Origin of the sequence: Micromonospora sp. NPDC023888 (assembly GCF_040639415.1) — a bacterium.
In the GTDB taxonomy this organism is placed as follows: Bacteria; Actinomycetota; Actinomycetes; order Mycobacteriales; family Micromonosporaceae; genus Micromonospora.
The window spans coordinates 48,468-69,628 of record NZ_JBEZZW010000037.1; the positions used below are offsets into that span (position 1 = coordinate 48,468).

Annotated in this window: 25 protein-coding genes; 12 read left to right on the top strand and 13 right to left on the bottom strand. The window is 70.9% G+C overall.

The features are described from left to right. Positions 1-82: 82 nt before the first annotated feature. Positions 83-946: an NmrA family NAD(P)-binding protein gene (locus AB0F61_RS27165; RefSeq protein ID WP_357815006.1), complete on the bottom strand. Its 864-nt coding sequence runs from the start codon at positions 944-946 to the stop codon at positions 83-85. Between the two features lie 85 nt (positions 947-1,031). Here AB0F61_RS27165 and AB0F61_RS27170 point away from each other — a divergent pair, with 85 nt between their 5' ends. Next, positions 1,032-1,760 carry a TetR/AcrR family transcriptional regulator gene (locus AB0F61_RS27170; RefSeq protein ID WP_357815008.1) on the top strand — a complete coding sequence of 243 codons (729 nt, stop codon included), beginning with the start codon at positions 1,032-1,034 and terminating at the stop codon, positions 1,758-1,760. A 258-nt stretch (positions 1,761-2,018) separates the two neighbouring features. Beyond that, a complete protein-coding gene (rox, locus tag AB0F61_RS27175) occupies positions 2,019-3,443 on the top strand; it encodes a rifampin monooxygenase (RefSeq protein WP_357815076.1) in 1,425 nt (474 codons plus the stop codon). Positions 3,444-3,653: 210 nt separating this feature from the next. Here the strand turns inward: rox and AB0F61_RS27180 are convergent, their stop codons facing one another. Further along, positions 3,654-4,754 (bottom strand): beta-eliminating lyase-related protein, encoded by a 1,101-nt coding sequence (locus AB0F61_RS27180; protein ID WP_357815010.1) that lies wholly within the window; start codon positions 4,752-4,754, stop codon positions 3,654-3,656. Positions 4,755-4,901: 147 nt separating this feature from the next. Continuing rightward, on the bottom strand, positions 4,902-5,720 hold the full coding sequence (locus AB0F61_RS27185; RefSeq protein WP_357815013.1) for an MOSC domain-containing protein: 819 nt from the start codon (positions 5,718-5,720) through the stop codon (positions 4,902-4,904). A 260-nt stretch (positions 5,721-5,980) separates the two neighbouring features. Between AB0F61_RS27185 and AB0F61_RS27190 the strand changes: the two genes are divergently transcribed. Further along, positions 5,981-6,691, top strand: coding sequence for a hypothetical protein (locus AB0F61_RS27190; protein WP_357815016.1), 711 nt, complete (start codon positions 5,981-5,983; stop codon positions 6,689-6,691). A gap of 21 nt (positions 6,692-6,712) precedes the next feature. On the opposite strand, the gene AB0F61_RS27195 is transcribed toward AB0F61_RS27190, so the two are convergent. Beyond that, the gene (locus AB0F61_RS27195) at positions 6,713-6,841 is read right to left on the bottom strand and encodes a hypothetical protein (RefSeq protein WP_357815019.1); all 129 of its coding nucleotides are present in this window, start codon (positions 6,839-6,841) and stop codon (positions 6,713-6,715) included. Positions 6,842-7,027: 186 nt separating this feature from the next. On the opposite strand from AB0F61_RS27195, the gene AB0F61_RS27200 reads away from it, so the two are divergent. Next, the gene (locus tag AB0F61_RS27200; protein WP_357815021.1) at positions 7,028-8,401 is read left to right on the top strand and encodes an NUDIX hydrolase; all 1,374 of its coding nucleotides are present in this window, start codon (positions 7,028-7,030) and stop codon (positions 8,399-8,401) included. Between the two features lie 26 nt (positions 8,402-8,427). Here the strand turns inward: AB0F61_RS27200 and AB0F61_RS27205 are convergent, their stop codons facing one another. Continuing rightward, positions 8,428-8,895 (bottom strand): HNH endonuclease, encoded by a 468-nt coding sequence (locus AB0F61_RS27205; RefSeq protein WP_357815024.1) that lies wholly within the window; start codon positions 8,893-8,895, stop codon positions 8,428-8,430. A 1-nt stretch (position 8,896) separates the two neighbouring features. Then, on the bottom strand, positions 8,897-9,820 hold the full coding sequence (hemC, locus tag AB0F61_RS27210) for a hydroxymethylbilane synthase (RefSeq protein WP_357815027.1): 924 nt from the start codon (positions 9,818-9,820) through the stop codon (positions 8,897-8,899). Positions 9,821-9,954: 134 nt separating this feature from the next. Here hemC and AB0F61_RS27215 point away from each other — a divergent pair, with 134 nt between their 5' ends. After that, a complete protein-coding gene (locus tag AB0F61_RS27215) occupies positions 9,955-10,437 on the top strand; it encodes an NUDIX hydrolase (RefSeq protein ID WP_357815029.1) in 483 nt (160 codons plus the stop codon). A gap of 18 nt (positions 10,438-10,455) precedes the next feature. On the opposite strand, the gene AB0F61_RS27220 is transcribed toward AB0F61_RS27215, so the two are convergent. Beyond that, the gene (locus tag AB0F61_RS27220) at positions 10,456-11,190 is read right to left on the bottom strand and encodes an SMI1/KNR4 family protein (RefSeq protein ID WP_357815032.1); all 735 of its coding nucleotides are present in this window, start codon (positions 11,188-11,190) and stop codon (positions 10,456-10,458) included. Between the two features lie 73 nt (positions 11,191-11,263). Beyond that, on the bottom strand, positions 11,264-12,382 hold the full coding sequence (locus tag AB0F61_RS27225; protein ID WP_357815035.1) for an NAD(P)/FAD-dependent oxidoreductase: 1,119 nt from the start codon (positions 12,380-12,382) through the stop codon (positions 11,264-11,266). A gap of 53 nt (positions 12,383-12,435) precedes the next feature. Here AB0F61_RS27225 and AB0F61_RS27230 point away from each other — a divergent pair, with 53 nt between their 5' ends. Further along, positions 12,436-13,128 carry a TetR/AcrR family transcriptional regulator C-terminal domain-containing protein gene (locus tag AB0F61_RS27230; RefSeq protein ID WP_357815038.1) on the top strand — a complete coding sequence of 231 codons (693 nt, stop codon included), beginning with the start codon at positions 12,436-12,438 and terminating at the stop codon, positions 13,126-13,128. A 93-nt stretch (positions 13,129-13,221) separates the two neighbouring features. Here the strand turns inward: AB0F61_RS27230 and AB0F61_RS27235 are convergent, their stop codons facing one another. Both AB0F61_RS27235 and AB0F61_RS27240 read right to left on the bottom strand, forming a co-directional pair. Beyond that, a complete protein-coding gene (locus AB0F61_RS27235) occupies positions 13,222-13,419 on the bottom strand; it encodes an NmrA family transcriptional regulator (protein ID WP_357815040.1) in 198 nt (65 codons plus the stop codon). Positions 13,420-13,456: 37 nt separating this feature from the next. After that, entirely contained in the window at positions 13,457-15,007 is a 1,551-nt protein-coding gene (locus AB0F61_RS27240) for a glycosyltransferase family 39 protein (protein ID WP_357815043.1), read from the bottom strand. A gap of 123 nt (positions 15,008-15,130) precedes the next feature. Between AB0F61_RS27240 and AB0F61_RS27245 the strand changes: the two genes are divergently transcribed. From AB0F61_RS27245 to AB0F61_RS27255, 3 genes are read left to right on the top strand one after another with little or no spacing between them, the layout of a single operon-like run. After that, positions 15,131-16,162, top strand: coding sequence for an aldo/keto reductase (locus AB0F61_RS27245; protein ID WP_357815046.1), 1,032 nt, complete (start codon positions 15,131-15,133; stop codon positions 16,160-16,162). Next, positions 16,159-16,665, top strand: a complete 507-nt coding sequence (locus tag AB0F61_RS27250) for a DinB family protein (protein WP_357815048.1) — start codon at positions 16,159-16,161, stop codon at positions 16,663-16,665. Before AB0F61_RS27245 ends, AB0F61_RS27250 begins: the two co-directional genes overlap by 4 nt. Before the next feature lie 24 nt (positions 16,666-16,689). Beyond that, positions 16,690-17,277, top strand: coding sequence for a GNAT family N-acetyltransferase (locus tag AB0F61_RS27255; RefSeq protein ID WP_357815051.1), 588 nt, complete (start codon positions 16,690-16,692; stop codon positions 17,275-17,277). Between the two features lie 60 nt (positions 17,278-17,337). Here the strand turns inward: AB0F61_RS27255 and AB0F61_RS27260 are convergent, their stop codons facing one another. Together AB0F61_RS27260 and AB0F61_RS27265 are read right to left on the bottom strand one after the other, a co-directional pair. After that, positions 17,338-17,583, bottom strand: coding sequence for a flavin reductase (locus AB0F61_RS27260; protein WP_357815054.1), 246 nt, complete (start codon positions 17,581-17,583; stop codon positions 17,338-17,340). After that, entirely contained in the window at positions 17,583-17,876 is a 294-nt protein-coding gene (locus tag AB0F61_RS27265) for a hypothetical protein (protein ID WP_357815056.1), read from the bottom strand. The genes AB0F61_RS27260 and AB0F61_RS27265 overlap by 1 nt, the downstream gene beginning before the upstream one ends. A 241-nt stretch (positions 17,877-18,117) precedes the next feature. Between AB0F61_RS27265 and AB0F61_RS27270 the strand changes: the two genes are divergently transcribed. After that, the gene (locus AB0F61_RS27270) at positions 18,118-18,885 is read left to right on the top strand and encodes a DUF5753 domain-containing protein (protein WP_357815059.1); all 768 of its coding nucleotides are present in this window, start codon (positions 18,118-18,120) and stop codon (positions 18,883-18,885) included. Further along, positions 18,876-19,067, top strand: a complete 192-nt coding sequence (locus AB0F61_RS27275) for a DUF397 domain-containing protein (protein ID WP_357815062.1) — start codon at positions 18,876-18,878, stop codon at positions 19,065-19,067. The genes AB0F61_RS27270 and AB0F61_RS27275 overlap by 10 nt, the downstream gene beginning before the upstream one ends. Positions 19,068-19,136: 69 nt before the next feature. Here the strand turns inward: AB0F61_RS27275 and AB0F61_RS27280 are convergent, their stop codons facing one another. Next, the gene (locus AB0F61_RS27280) at positions 19,137-20,369 is read right to left on the bottom strand and encodes an MFS transporter (RefSeq protein WP_357815065.1); all 1,233 of its coding nucleotides are present in this window, start codon (positions 20,367-20,369) and stop codon (positions 19,137-19,139) included. A gap of 68 nt (positions 20,370-20,437) precedes the next feature. On the opposite strand from AB0F61_RS27280, the gene AB0F61_RS27285 reads away from it, so the two are divergent. Further along, positions 20,438-20,941: a MarR family transcriptional regulator gene (locus AB0F61_RS27285; protein ID WP_357815068.1), complete on the top strand. Its 504-nt coding sequence runs from the start codon at positions 20,438-20,440 to the stop codon at positions 20,939-20,941. The last annotated feature ends 220 nt before the right edge of the window (positions 20,942-21,161 follow it).

Genomic DNA, 21,161 nt, shown 5'->3' on the forward strand with positions numbered 1-21,161 from the left:
GCGGCCCAGCCGCCCGTACGAAGGACGGGGCCGGGCCGCCCAACCGTGAGCCGCTGAGACACCCCCGGTGAGCTTGTGCCTCTCAGGCCCGGGCGGCGATGGCCGTGAGCACCGAACGGGCGGACGTCGGACGGTGACCGAGGAGGGCCTCCAGTGTCGGGTCGGTGACGGCGAACTCGCCACGGCGGGCCGCGCGGTACATGCCGAGAGTGAAGTCGGCTGCTGCCGCGGGGACACCACTCGCGATGGTGGCGGCCCGCCACTCGTCGTCGTCCACGACGACGCGCCTGATGGTGCGGCCCGTGACGGCACTGAGGATGCCGGCCACCGCCTCGAGGTCGAGCATGTCCGGCGCGGTCAGCGGGGCCGTGACCCCGTCGAGAGCGCCGTCCTCGGCCAGGGCGATGGCGGCGGCCTCGGCGAGGTCGGCGTGTGCGGTCCAGGAGACCGGACCGTCCGCTGGCGCCGCGAGCACAGCGGTCTCCAGGGCCGCGCCGATGGCGAAGCTGAGCGTGCTCGCGTAGAAGCCGTTGCGCAGGGCGGTGAAGGGGACACCCAGCCCGGCCAGGTGCTCCTCGGTCTCGGCGTGCGTGAGCTGGGCGGGGAAGAGCGAGTCCCTGGCCGCCGCCTGGTGACTGGTGTACAGCACGCGCTTGGCCCCGGCGGCGTACGCGGCGTCGATGGCGGCGCGGTTCGCGGCGACCGCGCCGCTGCCGCGGATGGCGGCGGACACGACGAGGACCTTTTCGGCGCCCTCGAAGGCGTGTCGCAGCGTGGTCGGGTCGGTGAAGTCTCCGGCACGAACCCGTACACCGCGCGCGGCGAGACCCGCGGCCTTGGTCACGTCGCGCACGCTGACGCCCACGGTTTCGGCGGGCACCCGCTCGAGTAACCGATCGACGATCCGGGAGCCGAGTTGACCGGTGGCGCCGGTGATGACGAACATGATGACCACTCCCTGTTATCGGTGTTATCGCCGGAACGTTAGCAGCGATAGCATGAAGATAACAAGCCGCTGTTAGCATTGATTCATGGTTGCGGCGCAGGACACGTCATCCCGGGACGAGGTGCGGCTCGGCATCGTCGCGGCAGCCAGCCGGCTGCTGCGCGAGGAGGGCTCGAACGCGGTGACGACACGAGCGGTCGCCCAGGCAGCCGGTGTGCAGGCGCCCACCATCTACCGCCTCTTCGGTGACAAGAACGGCCTGATCGATGCCGTCGCCGAACACGTCATGGCCACCTACGTCGCCGCCAAATCCACAGTGGTGCACGCCGCCGCCGAGGGCGATCCGGTAGCGGACCTGCGGTTCGGATGGCGGGTGCACATCGAGTTCGGACTGGCGAATCCCGAGCTGTACGCGCTCCTCGCCGGCCGGGGGGCCGGCGGGCCGTCACCGGCGACGGCCGCGGGCATGGAGGTGCTGCGCACCCGCGTACGGCGACTCGCCGCGGCCGGCCTGTTGGCTGTCGACGAGCAGCGGGCACTCATGATGATCCACGCGGCCGGCAACGGCACAGTGCTCGCCCTCCTGGCGACGCCACCGCAGAAGCGCGACCCCGGTCTGGGTGACGCCATGTTCGACGCCGTGCTCAGCAGCATCCTCGCGAGCGCACCGGCGACACCCGACCCGACGGTGAACGCGGTGGCGGTCACCTTCGCCACTGTGGTGCCCGACCTTCCGGGGCTCACCGACGCCGAACGCGCGCTCATGACGGAGTGGCTCCACCGATCGCTGACCTCGCCGCACGGGAACGCGTGAGCACGTGGCGACAAAAGCACTGGACACGATGATGCCCGGCCGGTAATTTGCGGCTGACCGTGACACCACCCGAGGAGGTGAGACCCATGAACGCTGCATCGATGTGGGTGCTCCCCCTCCCGTCATGGCCGGGCGACTGACGTAGGTGTCGCCGGGAGCGCCTCGCCAACAAGGCACTCTCGAAGGGCAACACCTATGCGTTCTGCGCAATCCACAGCCGACCAGCCGTCGAACGACCGCCCCGATCGCCCGCCGCTCATCTTCGATGTGATCATCACCGGGTGCGGGCCGACCGGTGCCATGCTGGCCGCCGAACTACGGCTGCACGACGTGCGGGTACTCGTTCTGGAGAGGGAAACCGCGCCCGCCTCGTTCGTCCGCATCGTCGGTCTGCACATTCGCAGTCTCGAGCTGATGGCGATGCGCGGACTGCTGGATCGCATCCTTCCGCACGGAAGGCGGCGTCCGGCCGCCGGCTTCTTCGCCGCCATCGCCAAACCCGTGCCCAAGGGCCTGGATTCCGCGTACGCCTACCTGCTGGGCATCCCGCAGCCGGTCATCGTCGACCTGCTCGAAGACCATGCCATCAAACTGGGCGCGCAGGTCCGGCGCGGCTGCGCGGTCGCCGGCATCGAGCAGGACGACGACGGCGTGACCGTCGAGCTGGCCGACGGGGAGCGGCTGCGATCGCGCTATCTCGTCGGCTGTGACGGCGGGCGCAGCACGGTACGTAAACTGCTCGGCGTCGGCTTCCCCGGCGAGCCCACCCGCAGCGAAACGCTGATGGGCGAGATGGAAGTGGGCGCGCCGCCGGAGGAGATCGCCGCCAAGGTGGCCGAGTTCCGCGAAACCCATCACCCTTTCTGGCTCCGGCCCTTCGGCAGCGGTGTCTACAGCGTGGTGGTCCCCGCCGCGGGAGTCACCGACCGCGAGGTGCCGCCCACCCTCGAGGATTTCCAACAACAGTTGCGCGTCGTCGCGGGAACCGATTTCGGTGTCCACTCGCCGCGCTGGTTGTCCCGGTTCGGGGATGCCACCCGGCTGGCCGACCGTTACCGGGTCGGTCGGGTGCTCCTGGCCGGCGATGCCGCACACATCCACCCGCCCATCGGGGGGCAGGGCCTCAACCTGGGCGTTCAGGACGCGGTCAACCTCGGCTGGAAACTGGCCGCACAGGTCCGTGGCTGGGCGCCGGAGACTCTGCTGGACACGTACCAGGCCGAACGTCATCCGGTCGCCGAGGACGTACTGGACAACACCCGCGCCCAGACGGAACTGCTGTCCACCGAACCGGGCCCGCGGGCCGTACGCAGGCTGCTCACCGAACTGATGGACTTCGACGAGGTGAACCGCCACCTGATCGAGAAGATCACCGCGGTCGGCATCCGCTACGACTTCGGCCCCGGTCCCGACCTGCTCGGCCGCCGCCTGCGCGACATCGCCGTGAAAGAGGGCAACCTCTACGGTCTGCTGCATCGCGGCCGGGGCCTGCTGCTGGACCGCACCGAACGCCTGACCGTCGGCGGCTGGTCAGACCGGGTCGATCACCTGGCCGATCCCAGCGCGGAGCTGGATGCGCCGTGCGCCCTGCTGCGCCCCGACGGCCACGTCGCCTGGGTCGGCGACGATCAGCAGGAGCTGGACGAGCACCTCGCTCGCTGGTTCGGCGAGCCCGCCCACTGATCCCACCGGAGGTGGACCGGTAGTCCGGGCGGTCGGTGACGGAAGCGGTTGAGGCCGACCGGTGACCGCAGGGGACAGCGGTCACGGGTTACCGCCGGCCTGGTCGAGCGCGGATACCGCGCTCGACCGGGCCGGGGCCAATTCGTCAGCGGTTGCCGGTCGGTGATTGACGCGTTCGCCGAGCGCCCGCTGTGGCAGGCACCCTGAAGGTCAATGGTCGACGACGCGGCCGAGGAAGCGTTCACCAACCTCGGTGATGTCCTCGGCGGTCCATTCGAGGGCGGGTGCGGCGACGGTGACCTCGGTCATCGCCATGCCCGGCACTGCGGTTTCCTGCCATCCGGCGACAAACCACACCTTGTCCTCCTCGGCGAGTGCCAGCGCGGCGTCGTTGAGCGCCTGCGCCGAATGGGGCAGCCAGAGGCGGAATCGATGGGTGTGCGGAGGTTCTGGATACACCCGCGCGCCGGGAAGCGCGGTGAGTGCAGCGGCGACTGTTCGCGCGTGCCGCACATACTCGGGGATGCGTGGTAGCTCCCTGTCGAGGCCGGCGAGTGCGGTCAGAGCGGCTGGCCACTGCTGGAACACCTCGCCGCCGTAGCGGTGCCGCCAGATACGGGCGTAGGAGGCGAGCTGCGTGGTGCCCGCGAGCGCCGCCCCGCTGATACCGCCGATCGTCTTGTAGAACGAGACGTAGGTGCTGTCGGCGAGGTCGGCGATCTCGCTGAGGGTGTGTGCCAGGTGTGGGGTGGATTCCCAGATCCGGGCGCCGTCGAAATGTACGCGGGCGCCGATGGCGCGCGCCGCGGCGGATGCGGCGGTGAGCTCGTCCCAGGAGGGGAGGACGAAGCCGGCGTCGCGCAGCGGGAGTTCGATGACGACGGTGCTCACCGGTTCGGCGAGGGCGGTGATCTCCTCGGCGGTGGGGTTGCGGGGCGCGGTGGTCGGCCAGGTGCTGCGCAGGCCGCTCAGGTGGGCGTAGGCGTGCCGTTCGTCCACCTCCAGGTGGCCGAGCGGGTGGAGAGCGACAGTCGGGTGCCCGGTGCGGTCAGCGCCGTGGCGCAGCGCGACCTGCTGGGCCATCGTGCCGGTGGGGAAGAAGACGGCGGCCTCGGTTCCCAGTAGGTCTGCCACGCGTTCTTCCAGCTTGTGCACCGGACCGTCGCCGTAGAAGTCGGGCTGACCGTCCAGGTCACCGCCTGCGTCCATGGCCGCGAGCCGCTCCCTCATCGTCGTGGGCAGGATGCCGGAAAGGATCTGGTCGCAGGCACGCAGCGCGGCAAGCCGACGCTGCCTGGTGTTGTGGGACATCGGCGGATCGTCGCAGGTCACCACAACAGGGGCCAATCGGTTTTCCGGCGGCAGGCGATCAGCGTCGCGCAGTCACGTTTCCACCGGGCGGTCGCTACGACGACCGCATCCGCGTGACAGAGGCCGTCGGCGACCAGCTCCCGGTCTTCAGCGAACGAGCTGCCCCAGTCGGAGTCGGCCGGGCTGGACGACATCGGCGTAGGTCCCGAAGCAGGCTGCCCGCCCGAGCTCGGCCACCGGGATGCGGTGGTGCCGGGCCAGGGCGCTCAGCACCGAGAGGTCGGCCGGCAGTTCGGCCTGGGCGAGTCCGGGGACGATGCACCTCGGAGTGGGCAGGACCACCCGGAGCACGACATCACCCAGGCGTAGTTCCTGCCCCGGTTCGGGGTCACGCGGTGCGTCGATGACCAGGTTCGGGCGAAACCGCGCCGCGGCCACGCTGACACCTCCCATGCGCTCTCCCAGCAGAGACAGCGCACCGGTGGTCACGATGTGAACGGCGCCGAAGTCGACGAACCGGCCGACCCGCGCCGCGCCGGCGATCGCCGTGACGGTTTCCTGACCGGGCCGGGCATCGCCCATCCAATCCGGCACCATGCCGACGTCATCAGGCAACGTCCGGTGCAGTCTCGCGTCGGGCGGCAGTTCGCGGCTCAGCCGCACCGGGCGGCCCAGGTGGTTGCTGAGTGCGGCATCTGCCGCGGCGCTTCCGGCCGGCACCGATGTGCCGTCGACATGCAGCGTCAGCATCGTCTCCGGGCCGTCATCCCGCCCGCTCGTACCGACATCGAGCAGGCGACCCCACCGTCGTGGGTTCTTGGCGCTGCCGACCGTCCCGTCGACGCGGTCGATGCAGGCCCACGTCCGGTCGCCGCGCAGACCGGTCTGCTCGACGTCGGCGGCGGTGAGAACCTCACCCCGGGCGCTCTTGAGCGGGTAACGCCGGAGTGCGACAACCGTCTGCATGACGGTCATGGTGCCTCACTTGCCGACCAGACCGCGTTCCTGTCCGCGTTCCGGCCCTTCCCATCAACCGGCGGCTCGGTTTCAAGGATTACTGGTTTGCCAGTAACAGTAATTCGATAAATCGACCCTACAAAAGGGACGAAAGGTGCGTGCACCATAATGACAGTTCTTGGGCGTAAGGAATCAAGATGGTGTGTCGGCCCGCGTGGCGGCTATTCGGTGCCCCGGGCACGCCGCGCCACGGAACTAGGCTGGTCCTCATGGAGCGAACGACCCTGGTGGCCTTCTACGGGGACAAGCCGAGGGCGCTGGAGTCAACGATCCGGGGCGTCCAGGAGCGGACCGCGTCGCTCCTACCCGGTTTCGTCGCCCGCCCGATGCCGGAGGTCCATGCCACAGTCATCGGCTTGGAGACCCCGACCCGCGTGGTCGGGCTCGACGAGATGCGGCGCTTCCTCGACCATGTCGGCACCTCGCTCGACCGAGCCGACGTGGTGGCGCAGTTCGGTGGCTTCCTCGACCGGGACCAACCGCTGCGCAGCCGGGGGCGTCGACCGTACGAACGGTCCTTCGTGGTCAGCGGCGAGAACGTGGTGTTGATCGGTTGGCCGGTACGCCCGAACGATGGCGTACCGATCCCGGTGCTGGACGACCTGCGGCGCTCCTACCAGAGGTTCGGCTTCCGCCACCGCTACCACACGACGTCAGCCGACACCGATCCGGACTGCTATCTCGTGATTGGTCGCCTGCCGGCCGGCGACGATCGACCACCGGCCGATACCGCGCTCCTGGCAGCCGCCGAAGACGAGATCCGCCGGTTTCTGGCCGCCTCGCCCGGCACCCTGGTGCCCCTGCGTTCGCAGGACATCAGCCTGGTGCGCTACGAGGAGGCCACCTTGGTCGAGGCCACCTCACACGCGTATCCGATCGGCGACATCGACGCCGACCGGATACGCGCGCTCCTCGCCTGATCAACCCCCGAGGCCCGTTTCTCAGAGCATCTGGACGACGGACGCCACAACGGCGAGAACCGTGAGGATGACGCAGAAACGCAGGACTGTTCCCCAATCCTTCATGGCTTCACGGATGACGCCGGCCAACTCTCGCGCAATCTCGACCATGGTCGGTCCCTTCTTTTAGGTCCTGACTTATCGTCCGTCGGACCGGGATGACCTCGTAAGGCCGAACCTGGGCGCTAACGGGAGGTTCACCCCTCTTCGACAAAGTGCGGGTGAGCTGCTGATATGTCGTCAGTGGAGGATCAGCCTCCTATTGCTGCGACGTAACGGGTGGCTTACATTCGGTTGATGGTCGACACCAGCGGAGCGGGCAACCGACGTCCTCGCGGCCGAGACGCCCGGGGGCAGTTGAACACCGCGTTCCGAGCGGCGATCGCGGAGGATTGGAAGCGCCTCAATCATGGTCAGGAAAAGAGACGGCCGGGCCGCTTCGTTCCCTACGACGGTGGCTGGCTCACCTGGAGCCAACTGGCCGAGCTGATCAGCCAGGAGTTGACGGTCATCGACCCCGAGAACCTCTGGGACGGCACGGCGATCGACGAGCTTCTGCACCGCGACAACAGGCGTCTTCCCCAGGACACCATCGAGCGTCAGAACCTGCTGGAGGGTGTGCAACGCGTCCTCAATCGGTGTTTCGACACGGCCGCGCCGTCACGCCGGCGGGCTGTTCTCGGGCAACCGCACGACTACGTCGCCGAATTTCTGGGCGGCCCACCGCTGCCGCCGCGATATCGGGACTTCGACTTCGATCCCGCCTCGGTCGGATTCTTCCGGATCAGCAACTGGAACAAGGCGCACTTCCTCGACCGCGCTCGGGCGAGGGATGTGCAGACATTCCACCACACCGGCAGCGGCCAGGACTGGGTCGATCAGGCTCTCCTCGACCGTTACCTGGACGAAGAAAGCGCCGATAACCGGGGAAGCTCCTGCACCAGCCTGGTGGGCTACGAGGAGGACACCCGCGAGGCGCAGAGCCAGAACTTCGTGTTGAAGGTCGCGTACAGCGAGTATTACCAGCACGTCGCGATCCGGCGTCTGTTGCGCGACCACCCGGCTGCCTATGACCTGGTTTCCACACGCATCCGCCGTGAGGGACTGCGGCAGATGATCAGCCGGTCCCCGCGCTCCAACATCGCGATGAACGTGACCATCACCGCGCGCAGCGGCCGCGTGCTGCTCATCCGGAGGCCGGACGGCGCCCGGGTCTGGCCGGGCTTCTTTCAGGTCGGTCCGCACGAGACGATGAACTGGCCCAGCGCTGGCGGCCCCCAGGAGACCTGTTTCGACCTGGGTGTGCGTGCGCTGTGGGAGGAGGCTGGCCTTGGCCCGGACGACTACGAGGGCCTGGTGATCTCCTGGTTCGGGTTCTACGCGGTGGAGGCGTCCGGTTACTTCTTCGCGCACGTGCGAAGCAGACTGGGCGAGAGCGAGATAACCGAGCGGATCCGTCGGGCCGAGAGCGCGTTCGAGACCGAAGACGTGGAGTGGGTGGACGTGAACCGGTCGTTCATCCAGGACGTCCTACGCGGCTGGGCGGCCGGTCCCTGGCGGCCGCGGGAAACAGCGGGCGGTCATTTCTTCCTGCCGCATTCCACCGTCTCGCTGCTGGAGCTCTACCGCGTCCGCCGGGAGCGGATGTTCGAGGTGGCAGAGCATCCCTGAACGGGCCGTGACGGCGTCGTGCTCACTCAGCCCGCCTGCCGCCCGTAGGCGGCCCGTGCCGCGGCGACCTCCGCGGCCTGGCGCGCGCGCCACCTCTTCTGGGCCTCGTTGTTGCACACTCGACAGACCGGGCGATATCGACCGTTGGTGGGGTCGACCTCCCGCTCGTGCCCGTTTCGGCAGCGCGGTTGCTGGGCGCGGTTGCGGCAGTTGTCGGCCGAGGTCACCTGCCGCAGATGGGTGGGCTCGATGCAGTCCGGCACGCCACAGAGGTGGTGCACGTCCAACCCCGGGTCGTACCCGCCCACGAAGACCACGTAGGCCGCGACGTGCGCCCACGCCCTCCCGGCGACCTTCTGGTAGACACCCCGCTTGTCACCGTAGCCGCGCACGATCAGGCAGCCGTCGTCGCGACGAACCGAACGCTCGACGAGGTACGCGCGCAGGGTCTCCTCAGTGAAATGTCGGGACAAGCCCTTCAGCCGCGAGAGCATCTCACCGGTCGAGGATGTGACGGGCGCCCTGTCGGAGCAGGGCCGCGGCGACGGACGTCCCGAGGGTGATCGGGTCCTCGGCCCACTCGTGCACGTCGAGCACGGTCTTGCCGTCGAGGCTGATCACCCGCGCCCGCAGGCCGAGGCGTCCGTCCGGCTCGGTGCGGGCGAGTGCGGCGATGGGGGAGTGGCAGCTCCCCTGCAGGATGTGCAGCATGGTCCGTTCGGCAGTGGTCTCCTGCTGGGCGCGCGGGTCGCCGAGGCTGGCGGCCAGGTCACGGGCGCGGGTGTCGTCCTGTCGGCATTGCAGGACCAGGGTGCCGGAGCCGACGGCGGGGACCATCGTGTCGACGTCGATCGGGTGGGTGATCCGGTCGGTCTGGCCGATCCGTTGCAGCCCGGACACCGCGAGCAGCAGCGCGTCGTACGTGTCGCCGGCGTCGAGCTTCGCCAGCCGGCTGTTCGCGTTGCCACGGATGGGCACCGGCGTCAGGTGTGGCCAGTGCAGGGCCAACTGCGCCACGCGTCGCACCGCGGAGGTGCCGACCCGGGTGCCGGCCGGCAGTTGTTCGATCCGCTGGCCGCTCGGGTGCACGAGGCAGTCCCGGACGTCGTCGCGGGCCAGGTAGGCGGCCATCACGGTCCCGGCTGGCGCCGGCCGGTCCCCGGGGATGTCCTTGACGCAGTGCACGACCAGGTCGACGTGCCCGGCGAGCAGGGCGGCGTCGACCTCCTTGGTGAACGCGCCCTTGCCGCCCAGCGCGGCCAGGTCGCCGTGCCATCGGTCCCCGCTTGTGGACATCGACAGGACGTCCACTGTGACGTCGGGGTGCCGTTCGGCGAGCATCGCGCGGACCCGGTCGACCTGGGCCAACGCCATCGGGGAGTTGCGGGTGCCGATGCGCAGCAGGCGGGAGTCCGGCATACCGGCGAGACTAGTCCACCGCCTCCGCCCCCACGCGGCGTGGCGGTACCGGTCCACCCGGTGGTCGCCACGGTTGCGTGGAAAAGATCGCGTCCTGGTGGGCAGGTGGCGGGAACTGCGCGATCCTGGTCACTGTGATCACGCAACGGCTTCGAGTGGCCGCGTACGCGGTGTGTCTGCGCGACGAGAGTCTGCTGCTGGCCCGGTGGGTCTCACCCGACGGGGCTCGGCGGCACTGGACGCTGCCCGGCGGAGGGGTCGAGCACACCGAGGACCCGTTCGACGCCGTCGTGCGCGAGGTCGCGGAGGAGACGGGGTACGCGGCACAGGTCGAGCGGTTGCTCGGGGTGAACTCGCGGACGAGGAACGTGGAGCGGGTCGACGACGACGTCGTGGAGCTGCACATGCTCGCGGTGTTCTACCGGGCCCGGGTCGTGGGCGGTGAGCTTCGAGCCGAGACGGGTGGCACGACCGACCTGGCGCGGTGGGTTCCGATGGCGCAGGTCGCGACCCTGGAGCGGTCCGTGGTCGTGGACATCGGTCTGGAGCTGCATCGCAGCGCGCCACCTACCGGGCACGTGGCGCCGATCCGTACGACCGGTCTTCTGCGGCACTGACTGACCGTCCAGGTCTCGTCAGGTGTACGGGCTGCGCGATGGGACGTCCCGAAGCCACGCCGGACGCGTCCCCCAGGAGGCCGATGGGGTGCTGCCCCATTCACACGCCGGTCCCACGTGTGGGTCGATGTCCAGCGGCGAGGTGTCCGGATCGGTCGCGAACAGTGTCAGGTCCTCGGCGTAGCGGACCAGTAGCTGCGTCCAGGATGGAGCCAGTACGTCCCACGAGGCGCACTCGACATCCACCCGTACCACCTGTCCGGGCGTTCCGCCCGGTGCCGGATCACCGTCGAGCAGCCACAGCACGTCGCCGTTCATGTGGCCCACGACCACGGCGCCCGGCGAGCCGACGATCGGCCGCACCGGCCCGTTCAGGCCGAGCGTTCCCCTGTCGACCAGGTAGGCCCAGACCTGAGGGTCGTCCCAGTCCGGCTCGGGACCGTAGTTGTCGCGCCACATCCGGGTCATCTCGATGATCTGGTCGGTGTCGCAGAGGATGTCCAGCGGCACCGGGGTGGGCTCACCAGACGGCAGTGTCGCACCGGGGTCGGTCCCGTTGTGGATGCGGAGACTGGCGCGGAAATCCGGCGGCAGTGCCAGGGCCAGGGCGGCTTCCACCGCATCGATCGCGGGTGCCGGGGCTGGCGCGTTGAGCTGCCCGAGGGACGACGGCAGGACGCGACCGAGGGCCGCCTCGATCCGCGCCCACGACTCGGCAACACGCCTGTCAACCTCAGCCCCGGTGTCAGTCACGACGCGAACTCTAGACACCGTCAGCTCGTCTTCGCGGCCCCGAGTGAGGTGCTGGCGCTGGCGTTCCCGACGGTCAGGATGGTTGGACGTCGTCGAAGAGGGCGAGGGCTTCGGCGGGGTCCGGGCTCACGAGCCGTTCCAGACCGGCCGTGGTGATCTTCGCCCACCCGCTGGCCCGTGCCCACATCCGTTCCTCGAAGGCGCGAACGGCCTCGTCCAGATCGTGCGGGGCGGCGGCGATGGACTCCGCGAGCTCGGCACCGTCCAGCATCGCGAGGTTCGCGCCTGCCCCCAACGGTGGCATCAGGTGGGCGGCGTCGCCCAGGAGCGTCACCCCGCGGACGTGCGGCCACGTGTGGGACTCGGGCAGGACGTAGAAGGGGCGGTGGACGAAGGCGGTGCCGTGGCCGAGCAGGTCGAGGACGGGAGCGGCCCAACCGTCGAACAGCGCCAGCAGGCTCGACCGGGTGGCCTCGACGTCGGTCAGGTCCAGGTCCGCGTGCCAGTCCAGCGGTGCGCGGAACTTGGTGTACACCTTGACGTGACCGCCGCTGTTGCGCTGGGCGACGAGTGACCGGTTCACGCCGTACACGGCCACCGAACCGTCGCCGACCAACCGGGCGAGGCCAGGGTGGCGGGTGTCGATGTCGTCGAGGGACGTCTCGACCGAGGTGACGCCGGTGTACTGCGGCGTCACCGGCGAGACCGCTGGGCGGACCCGGGACCAGGCGCCGTCCGCGCCCACCACGAGATCGAACGTCTCCTGTCGCCCGTCCGCGAAACGAACACGTACGCCGTCCTCGGTCCCCGGCACCACCTGCGTCACCTCTCGCCCCCACCGCACGTCGAGGGAGCCGAGCAGCAGGTCACGCAGGTGCCCGCGGTCGATCTCCGGATTGGCCCGCTCGTCCGGAGAGGGTCGCCAGTCGCGCAGGACGGTCCCGGCAGGGTCCAGGATGCGCATGGCCTGCCCCTCGGGACGAGACAGCGCCTGGAACTCTGCCCGCAGCCCCGCCTTGTCCAGTGCGAGCTGGCCCAGCCCTTCGTGCAGGTCCAGTGTGCCGCCGGGGGGACGGGAGTCGGGCGCGGGATCGCGTTCGAGCACGACGACGGGGTAACCGTGGCGGTGCAGGACCTGCGCAAAGGTGAGGCCCCCGGGGCCGCCCCCGACCACAGCGATACGGTGTCTCATAGCGATACACCGTATCGCTCCCTTACAATGCATCGCAACAGCAGGGAGTGACCATGACGGTGTGGGACCGGCCGGAGCCGCCGAATCCCCCGGTGCCGCTCGACCGGGAGCAGATCATCGCCGCCGCCATCGCGCTCGCCGACGAGGGCGGGCTGGCGGCGGTGTCGGTGCGCAAGGTCGCCGCCCGGCTGAACGCCGGCCCGATGCGGCTGTACGGATACATCGCCACGAAGGACGAGCTGTTCGACCTCATGGTGGACGCGGTGCAGGCCGAGATTCTCCCCGAGGAGCAGCCCGGTGACTGGCGGAAGGCGCTGCACGTCCTCGCCCACCGCACCAGGCAGGCCGCTCTGCGCCACGTTTGGCTCGCCGACCTGCTCGGCGGCCGCCCGAGCCTGGGCCCGAACGGCCTCGCCGTGGCCGAGGCCACGCTGACCGCCCTCGACGGCCTGGCCGACATCGACACCGTCATGCGCGCCGTGGAGACTGTCAGCGCCTACGTCACCGGCGCGATCAGGCGCGAGATCGCGAACCTGCGGGCCGAGCGCGCCACGGGCCTGTCCAAGCGCGACTGGCAGCGCGCCCACGGTCCGCATCTGACGAGGATGTTGGACACGGGCCGCTTCCCGGCGCTGACCAAGGCCGTGTACGACGGCACAGAAGTGGACGCCGAGACATCCTTCGCGACCGGCCTGGACTGGGTCCTCGACGCCGTGGCCGCCCAACTCACCCGACCGCCGGCGTAACGCTCGACGGCAGGCAGCGCCCCAGCGGGCTGACCGGCCCGCACGCCGGCGTGGTGCTCGACCGCCACCGTGGCGTGCGGGCCGGTGGGCACGTCAGCCCTGGCGGTTGAGCCACTCCCGGTAGCTGGTGGGCGCGATGACGGCGTCGTCGGCGGCGATGAGAACCGCACCGGGTACGGCGGCGAACATGCCGGCGCTGTCGTCGGTGGTGACGGAGCGCTTGTCACCGCGCGCGGCGAGCGTAATCCGTCCCAGCTCGTCGAGGGCGAAGACGTCGGGGCCGGCCGGCATCCAGACCTGGCTGACCGCCGGAGCCGGCTGAGTACGGTCAGCCGGTGTGGCGTACCTCGGTGTCCCAGATCTGCGCCCACGGACGCCGCAGCCCCCGGCACACGTGGATCGGGCCGCCGTTCTCGTCGTTGTCCACCTCGACCCGCTGGTCCACCCGCCCCGCGAGCGTGCACTCGTCGAACCAGGTATCGAGCTGGTCGGGGCGCTCCCAGCCGACCGCGATGACCACGTCCGCGTCGGCGGGCGGCTGGCCGAAGTCGACCATGCTGTTGTGCCCGGAGTACGCCCTTGGCAGCGCACGGGCCGGACCGTAGCGGGCCAGCGCGCCGGCCTCGCCGTAGTTGCCGGTCAGGATGACCGCCCGGGAGCGCTCCTCGGGCGGCAGCCCACGATGGACGGCGGCGACCGAGTCGGCGAACGCCGGCCAGCCGATCGTCTCGCCGGCGTCGTAGTTGACGTCGACCACGAACCCGGGCAACCGCTCGGCCGGCAGCACCGGCAGCAGCAGCACGATGTTGGGCAGCAGGAACGGCACCACGCCCAGCGCGAGCAGCCCCCGGCGCAGCCGGACCGACCCGCGCGACGCCCACCCGACGGTCACCACCGCGCCGGCGGCGGTCAGCACCAGCAGCAGCGGCGCGTCGTAGTAGCCCTTGCCACCGGCGATCAGCACGATGCCGAACACCACCAGCCAGGCCCAACCCACCGCCCGGTAGGCCCGCCACGCCGGTCGGCGCAGCAGCGCGACGAGGCCGGCGATCCAGATCGGTACGGCGTACGGGCTGATGATGACGAACTGGAGGGTCAACGCGTCGAGGCGGCCACTGTAGGAACTGTCGCCGTCGGCGATGGAGGCCGCCACGCCGAGTTGCGGAAAGCCGTGCGCCGCCTGCCAGATCAGGTTCGGTGCGGCCAGCAGCAGGGCGATCCCGGCGGCGACGAGCACCAGGCGGTCGCGGAGCAGCCGACGTGGCCCGGCGATGAGCACGCCGGCGATCAGGCCCACGGCCAGCAGCGCGGGCAGCAGCTTGCTGAGCATGCCCACGCCGAGCGCCAGCCCGATGCCCAGGGCCCAGCGGCTGTCGCCGGTGCGCAGCAATCGCACCGCGCACCACGCCGCCGCCAGCCAGACCAGCAGGTCGACGGTGGTGGTGCTGAGCAGGTGCCCGCTGGCGAGCACGATGCCGGACAGCGCGGCCAGCACCGCCGCGCAGGTCTGCGCACCGCGACCGGCGCCCAACTCGCGGGCGATGGCGGCGACCAGCAGCACCGCGCCGCCGGCCAGCAGCGCCGACGGGGTCCGCAGAATCACCAGGTTGCCCGGCGCGACAGTGTCCAGCAGCCGGGCCAGCGCCGGGACCAGCGGGCCCTGGTCGACGTAACCCCAGTCGAGGTGTCGGCCGGCGAGCAGGAAGTACAACTCGTCGCGGTGGTAGCCGTAGCGGCCGGCGAGCAGCAGCAGGACCACGCTCGTCGTCAGGGCCACCAGCCACGGGCCCCGGGTGGGCGCACCTGGCTCCGGCGCTCCCGGCGGTGACGTCGCGGCCGGCCGCTGAGGTCGGTCAATGTCGGTCACGGGCTCGCTCACCCGCTCATGATGACCGGCGGGGTCGCCGCACGGGTGCCCGTACCGGCGTGCGGGACTGTCCCGTATGCGGGTGGTCGGGACGAGTGCGAAGATCGGCTTTGTCACTTGGACCGAAAGGACGATATGCGCTATCGCACTCTGGGCGGTTCCGGCACTGTGGTGTCGACCCTGTGTCTGGGCACGATGACGTTCGGGGCGGAGACCGACGAGGCCGGCAGCTTCGCCCAACTGGACCGGTTCGTCGAGGCCGGTGGCACCTTCATCGACACCGCCGACGTCTACTCCGCCGGTGTCTCGGAGGACATCGTGGGGCGCTGGCTGCGGACCCGGCCCGACCTGCGCGACCGACTGGTGATCGCCACCAAGGGGCGGTTCCCGATGGGTCCGGGCGCGAACGACGCCGGCCTGTCCCGCGTGCACCTCACCCGCGCCCTGGACGCCAGCCTGCGCCGGCTCGGCGTCGAGGCCGTCGACCTGTACCAGGCGCACGCCTGGGACCCGCTCACCCCGCTGCCGGAGACGCTGCGGTTCTTCGACGACGCGGTGCGCGCGGGCAAGATCCGCTACGCGGGGGTCAGCAACTTCACCGGTTGGCAGTTGCAGAAGGCGGCCCTGCTCACCCAGCACCTCAACCTCACACCGATCGTGACCCTGCAACCGCAGTACAACCTGCTGGCCCGGGAGATCGAGTTCGAGTTGGTGCCGGTCTGCGAGAACGAGGGCATCGGCATCCTGCCGTGGTCGCCACTGGGTGGGGGTTGGCTGACCGGCAAGTACCAGCGCGACAGCACGCCCACCGGCGCTACCCGCCTCGGTGAGAACCCCCAGCGCGGCGTCGAGGCGTACGCCGGTCGCAACGCCGAGGAGCGCACCTGGCGGGTGCTCGGCGCGGTCCGCCAGGTCGCCGGTGAACGGGGCGTGTCCATGTCGGCGGTGGCGTTGGCCTGGCTGGCCGCCCGACCGGCGGTCACCTCGGTGATCCTCGGCGCGCGTACCACCGAGCAGCTCGACGACAACCTGACCGCCGCGGACCTGGACCTCGACGCCGCGCAGATGCGGTTGCTGGACGAGGCGAGCGCGCCGCTCGTGGGTGACTACCCGTACGGCGGGGCGGGTGTGCGACAGCGTGCCCGCGACCTGCCGACCTCGTCATGACCGCCTTCCCCGAGCCGACCGCCCCGGCCGGCAGCCGCACCGAGGTCTTCCTGCGTTACCTGGACTACTTCCGCGAGTCCATGGTGGACAGGGTGTCGGCGTTGGCCGAGCCGGAGCTGCGGCGCAGCCGACTGCCGTCGGGGTGGACCCCGCTGGAGCTGCTCATGCATCTGCGTCACGTGGAGCGGCGCTGGATCGAGTGGGGTTTCCAGGGCCGGGACGTCGCCGACCCGTGGGGCGACCGCCGCGATGACCGCTGGTACGTCGCCCCCGACGAGACCCTCTCCGACCTGGTGGCGGCGTTGCGGGCGCAGGGCGCGCACACCACGGCGGTGGTGACGGCGCACGACCTGGCGGAGGTCGGCGCGCCGGGGCCGCGGTGGAACGGCGCGCCCCCGGCGTCGCTGGAGCGGGTGCTGTTCCACCTGGTCCAGGAGTACGCCCGGCACCTCGGTCACCTCGACGTGGTCGCCGAACTCGCCGGGGGTCCGACCGGAGAGTGACGCCGCCGGCTCGATAATGGGTCGATGCCGCTGCTCGTCACGCCCGCTCTGGCCGCCGGGAGCCTGGGCGCCCGGGAACAACCCCACCTTCCGGTACGCCCCGGGCTGGCGTTGCGGCCGTGGCGGGTCGACGACGCCCCGGCCGTTCGGGCCGCCTTCGACTGTGCGCAGATTCAGCGGTGGCACGTCCGTCGGCTGGACGGTGACGACGAGGCGCGGGCGTGGACGGCGCAGTGGGCGCGGCGATGGCGCGACGAAACGTCCGCCAGTTGGGCGGTCGTCGACGCCGACGACCGGCCGGTGGGTCAGGTGGGGTTGCGCGGTGTGCTGCTGGAGGAGGCGTCGGCGCAGGTGTCGTACTGGGTGGTGCCCGCGGCGCGCGGGCGGGGCGTCGCCGCCGACGCGTTGGGGGCACTCGCCCGGTGGAGCTTCACCCGGGCCGGGTTGCACCGCCTGGCCCTGCATCACTCGACCGCCAACACGGCGTCGTGCCGGGTGGCCGCGCGGGCCGGTTTCCCGGTGGAGGGCCTGCTGCGGGGGTCGGTGCGGCACGCCGACGGTTGGCACGACATGCACCTGCACGCGCGGCTGCGCACCGACGACCCGAGCTGATCAGCGGGTTCGGGGACTTATCCGTTGACGGGCGTTCGTCGCCCTCGGGGTCGGGACGGCTCAGCGGGCTTCGGCCCAGCCGACGAAGCGCGCTGTGAGATCGGGCGACGCGACGCCCGGGTTGAGCGCGGTGAGGTCGGCTTCGGCTGCTTCCTGAAGCTCTGCCAGGTGCGCCACCAGGCCCGGCCGATCCTCGCGGTACTCGCCGAGGAGGCGCAGCTTCGCGGCCGAACACGGCCACCGGATGCCGCAGACCCGGCACCGCCACGACGGCCGCAGCGGGGAGTGCGTCGGGCGTTGGGGCATCAGCCGACCCCCACCGGACCGGAACGCCGCAGCGGTGCCCGCCGGCGGGTCGCGTCGGCGGGGCGCGGGGACGGCACCTGGATCCGCACGCCCGCCCGCATGACGAACAGCTCGCGCCGTGCGATCGCGTCGCCCTTCGCGTTCAGCTCGTAGGCTTCGAGCCAGAGCCAACCGTCGTAGGTGTGCCGGTCGGGTAGCTCGCGGATGACCCGGACGACTATCGGTTTGCGGAACTGGACGCTGGCGGCGGTGGTCAGGAGGACCACGTCCCCGGCCCGCAGTGTGCCGGTCATCGCGGCTCCTGCGGCTTCGGCCTCGCTGGTCCGGCTTTCTCGGCTGGCATCGATGTCCTTCCGGGCTGGGCGTTGGGAGGGGGCCGCCCCGTCGGGGCGGCCCCGCTACGAACGCGTCCGCCGGGTTCGGGTCCCTGCCGGCCACGCCGTCTACAGAGCACCTTGCCGAGGGTTGCTGGACAATCACACAGCGTTGTGTAATCTTCTTCGGACGGTTGGTTTGTTCCAGGGGAGGCACGGCATGAACCACGCCTTTGTTGCGGCGCTCGCCGAGGCGGGGCACACCGCCGAGAGCCTCGCAGGTCGCATCGGCGTGCACCCGAAGACCGTGGCGAGGTGGGCAAACCCGGGCCACATTCCGCAGAGTCGACACCGCTCGACGGTCGCGGAGTTGCTGGCAAAGGACACCGACGCGCTTTGGCCGGACGTCGTGCGCCGCCGCGAACCGGTGTGGTTCCGGCCGTGGGTGGACATCGAACGCGAGGCGGTGACGCTGCGGTCGTTCGAGTTGGCCTGGGTGCCCGGGTTGTTGCAGACCGAGGCGTACGCGCGGGCGACCCTGGCGGGCGGGGTGTTGAGACCGGACGCGGTAGGCGAGTTCGCCGAGGCTCGGATCGGCCGGCAGGCGATCCTCACCCGGGACAGTGGACCACTGCTGATCGCCGTGCTCGACGAGGGGGTGCTCAGGCGACGCGTCGGCGACGACCGCTCCCTGATGGCGGCGCAACTCGCCCGGCTGCTCGGGCACGCCGAGACGGGCAGCGTCCAGCTCCACATCGTCCCGGCGGACGCGCCCAGCTATCCCGGCCTGGACGGCCCATTCACCATCGCCGACATGCCGGACGGGTCGCGGGTCGCGCACGTCGACGGCCCGGCCCAGGCTCAGATCCTCGACCAGGCATCGGAGCTTGTTAACCTGGAACGACGGTGGGAGCGTATTCGCGGAGAGGCACTGCCCCGAGGGCGTTCCCTGGACCTTCTGAGAGAAGCGGCAGCATCATGGACATGAGCGGTACGCGGTGGCGTAAGAGCACGAAGAGCGGCGGCAACGGTGGCAACTGTGTCGAGGTCGCCGACAACCTCCCCGGGGTGGTCCTCGTGCGCGACACGAAGGACCGCGACGGCGGCACACTGACCTTCAGCCCGCAGGCGTGGCGCGGCTTTGTCGCGATGACCCGCGACGCCGGCTGACCGACCACCGAGTACGCAGGCTCCCGGCCCTGGTCGGGGGCCTTTTGCATCAGCGCGCAACGGTCTGGCTCAACTGACGCCGGCGGGTTCGGTCGGCTGCGGTTGCGGGGCGCTCGGCCAGGTGAGTCGGCGGACGCCGGGGACGAGTGCGGTGCCCGCGCAGGAGACGAGCACCAGCAGGCCGGCGACGGCCAGCGGGACGGGTGCGCCGAAGGCGTCGGCGGCCAGGGGCGCCAGCGCGTACCCCAACGGCATGGCGGCCAGCGACACCAGCCAGTCGTACGAGGTGACGCGGGCCAGGACCTCCGGCGGGAAGTGGTGCTGCACCACTGTCTCCCAGACCGGGTTGAGGTAGCCGAGGGCGGTCAGCGCCACGGCGTACGCGGCGATGACCGCCGGGGCGGGCGCGGCGACGGCGAGCAGGATCAGCGGCGCGGCGTAGCTGGCCAACCCGAGGTTGGCCAGCAGCACCGGTCGGCGCAGGCGGACCCGCCCGGCCAGCAGTGAGCCGGTGAGCATGCCGATCGCGCCGGCCTGCAACAACAGCACCCAGGTCGCCTCGCCGCCGAGGCGGTCGATGGCGATGGCCGGCCCGAGGGTCATCAGCACGGCGGCGGCGCCGTTCCACGCGCCGTGCCCGAGCAGGCTGGTCCAGAACCAGTCACGGGCGCGGACCTCCCCGAAGCCGTGGCGCAGGTCGGCGAGCACGGAACGGTGCGGCACCGGCACGTGCCGGATCCGCACCAGCGCGAGCAGCGCCGCGCTGAGCGCGAACGACGCGCCGTCGAGGATGAACGCCCAGCCGGGTCCGGCGGCCCAGATCAGCGCGCCGGCCAGCGCCGGGCCGGCGAGGCGACTGGTGTTGGCGGTGATCCCCATCAGGGCGTTGGCCCGCTGCCGGCCGGCCGGCTCGACGGTGCCGGCGACCAGCGGGGACGCGGTGGGCATCGCGAACGCCGACGCGGTGCCGCCGAGGGCGGACGCGACGACGACCGTGGTCAGCGACGGGTCACCCCCGAGCAGCTCCACGCCGACCGCGAGCTGGGTGGCGCAGCGGACCAGGTCAGCCACCAGTGCGACCCGCCGGGCGTCGAACCGGTCGGCGACGACACCACCGAGTGGGAGCAGCAGCAGCCGGGGGACCATCGCCGCGGCCAGGACGACGGCCAGCGCGCTTGTAGAGCCGGTGGCCCGCAGCACGGCCAGGGCCAGCGCGGCGGGCACCACCGCGTCGCCGACGGCGGAGACGGTCCGGCCCAGGAACAGCAACCGGAACGAGCGGGTGCGCAGGGGATGCGTCATCCCGGCAACATACTTCGACGTCGAACCTTTCGGCAATGAATATTTCGACACTGAGGTAAGCTGGGGCGGTGACCACGACTCCCGACACCGTCGACCGCCACATCGAGCGGTGGCTGCCGGTGGTGCCGCACCTCGACGCGGATGTCGAGGGCGCGGTGACCAGGATGATCAAGCTGACCCGGCACCTGCGTGCGGTCAAGGAACGGGTCCTGGTCGACCTCGACCTGCCGGCCCACGAGTACGACACCCTGCACGCCCTGGCCGGCCGCCGCGGTCGGGCCGCGCCCTCGGACCTCGCCGCGGACCTCGCGATGGCTCCCGCCTCGATCACCGCGCGGGTGGACGCCCTGCTGCGGCGGGGTTTCGTGCGCCGCACCCCGTCCACTGTCGACCGTCGACGGGTGGACGTGGAGCTCACCGACGCGGGGCAGGCGGCGTGGCGCGGGGCGATGGAGATCCAGGGCGCGGAGGAGCACCGGTTGCTCGGCACGCTCACGCCGACCGAGCGGCGACACCTCGCCGACCTGCTGCGCCGGGTGCTCCTCCGCGCCGAGCAGCCGACGGCCGACTGAGCAGGCCGGTCGGTCCGCAGGGCGACCGAGCAGCCGACGGCCGACTGAGCGCGCCGGAAAATCGCCTGGCGGTCCGCGTACCGCTGATGCGAGGGTGACCGGCGTGACTGCGCATGCTCTGGCCGGGGCCCTGGCCGACGACGGACGACGACGGATCTTCGCGGCGATCGTGCTCGGCGCGACGAGCGCGACGCAGGTCGCCGAGCGCACCGGGCTGCCG

Bases quoted from the DNA above. Each gene is read 5' to 3' on its own strand.
- AB0F61_RS27250 (WP_357815048.1), top strand. From the start codon at position 16,159: ATGACCGCCTTCCCCGAGCCGACCGCCCCGGCCGGCAGCCGCACCGAG.
- AB0F61_RS27180 (WP_357815010.1), bottom strand. From the start codon at position 4,754: ATGTCCCACAACACCAGGCAGCGTCGGCTTGCCGCGCTGCGTGCCTGC.
- AB0F61_RS27265 (WP_357815056.1), bottom strand. From the start codon at position 17,876: ATGACCGGCACACTGCGGGCCGGGGACGTGGTCCTCCTGACCACCGCC.
- AB0F61_RS27280 (WP_357815065.1), bottom strand. From the start codon at position 20,369: ATGACGCATCCCCTGCGCACCCGCTCGTTCCGGTTGCTGTTCCTGGGC.
- AB0F61_RS27275 (WP_357815062.1), top strand. From the start codon at position 18,876: ATGGACATGAGCGGTACGCGGTGGCGTAAGAGCACGAAGAGCGGCGGC.
- AB0F61_RS27205 (WP_357815024.1), bottom strand. From the start codon at position 8,895: ATGCTCTCGCGGCTGAAGGGCTTGTCCCGACATTTCACTGAGGAGACC.
- AB0F61_RS27270 (WP_357815059.1), top strand. From the start codon at position 18,118: ATGAACCACGCCTTTGTTGCGGCGCTCGCCGAGGCGGGGCACACCGCC.
- AB0F61_RS27260 (WP_357815054.1), bottom strand. From the start codon at position 17,583: ATGCCCCAACGCCCGACGCACTCCCCGCTGCGGCCGTCGTGGCGGTGC.
- AB0F61_RS27200 (WP_357815021.1), top strand. From the start codon at position 7,028: ATGGTCGACACCAGCGGAGCGGGCAACCGACGTCCTCGCGGCCGAGAC.
- AB0F61_RS27235 (WP_357815040.1), bottom strand. From the start codon at position 13,419: ATGCCGGCCGGCCCCGACGTCTTCGCCCTCGACGAGCTGGGACGGATT.
- AB0F61_RS27245 (WP_357815046.1), top strand. From the start codon at position 15,131: ATGCGCTATCGCACTCTGGGCGGTTCCGGCACTGTGGTGTCGACCCTG.
- AB0F61_RS27255 (WP_357815051.1), top strand. From the start codon at position 16,690: ATGCCGCTGCTCGTCACGCCCGCTCTGGCCGCCGGGAGCCTGGGCGCC.
- AB0F61_RS27190 (WP_357815016.1), top strand. From the start codon at position 5,981: ATGGAGCGAACGACCCTGGTGGCCTTCTACGGGGACAAGCCGAGGGCG.
- hemC (WP_357815027.1), bottom strand. From the start codon at position 9,820: ATGCCGGACTCCCGCCTGCTGCGCATCGGCACCCGCAACTCCCCGATG.
- AB0F61_RS27195 (WP_357815019.1), bottom strand. From the start codon at position 6,841: ATGGTCGAGATTGCGCGAGAGTTGGCCGGCGTCATCCGTGAAGCCATG.
- AB0F61_RS27170 (WP_357815008.1), top strand. From the start codon at position 1,032: ATGGTTGCGGCGCAGGACACGTCATCCCGGGACGAGGTGCGGCTCGGC.
- AB0F61_RS27225 (WP_357815035.1), bottom strand. From the start codon at position 12,382: ATGAGACACCGTATCGCTGTGGTCGGGGGCGGCCCCGGGGGCCTCACC.
- AB0F61_RS27165 (WP_357815006.1), bottom strand. From the start codon at position 946: ATGTTCGTCATCACCGGCGCCACCGGTCAACTCGGCTCCCGGATCGTC.
- AB0F61_RS27230 (WP_357815038.1), top strand. From the start codon at position 12,436: ATGACGGTGTGGGACCGGCCGGAGCCGCCGAATCCCCCGGTGCCGCTC.
- AB0F61_RS27185 (WP_357815013.1), bottom strand. From the start codon at position 5,720: ATGCAGACGGTTGTCGCACTCCGGCGTTACCCGCTCAAGAGCGCCCGG.